Source organism: Effusibacillus consociatus, from assembly GCF_042652925.1.
GTDB classification, from domain to species: domain Bacteria; phylum Bacillota; class Bacilli; order Tumebacillales; family Effusibacillaceae; genus Effusibacillus; species Effusibacillus consociatus.
The window spans coordinates 1-579 of sequence record NZ_JBHSHC010000176.1 but is presented as its reverse complement, the minus strand read 5'-3'; the positions used below and the strand labels follow the sequence as shown (position 1 = coordinate 579).

General features: G+C 51.8%; 1 protein-coding gene. It reads left to right on the top strand.

The window, feature by feature from the left end; translation table 11 throughout:
• Positions 1-579: SpoVR family protein (locus ACFO8Q_RS23840; protein WP_380029877.1), on the top strand; the 579-nt coding region annotated here is incomplete at both ends.

Sequence of the window (579 nt, the reverse complement as noted above, 5' to 3'; positions counted from 1 at the left end):
CAAAGATTATGAACGAAGGATGGGCCACCTATTGGCACCTGCGGATCATGCGGGAGTTGGATCTGACGGAAGACGAGACGATTGATTTTGCCCGGATGAACGCTGGGGTGATTCTCCCGTCCCGAACCAGTATCAACCCCTATCATGTGGGACTGAAGATGTGGGAAGATATTGAGAAACGCTGGAACAACCCGACAAAGGAAGAAAGGGAGCGTTGGGGCCGACAGCCGGGGCTGGGTCGAGAGAAAATGTTTGAGATTCGGGAAGTTGAATCGGACATTTCCTTCCTTCGAAACTACCTCACCAAGGATCTGGTGGAAGAGTTGGATCTTTATCTGTACCAAAAGGTGGGGAATGAGTGGAAGATTGTCGAGAAGGATTGGGAAAAGGTGCGGGATCAACTGTGCGCGGCACGTGTCAATGGGGGATTTCCGGTACTGCTTGTGCAGGATGGGGATTACCTCCGAAACGGCGAATTGTATATCAAGCACGAATATGAAGGAGTCGAACTGGACGTCAAATACTTGGAGAAGACGCTGCCGTACGTTCATCGTCTCTGGGGCCGCCCGGTCCACATTG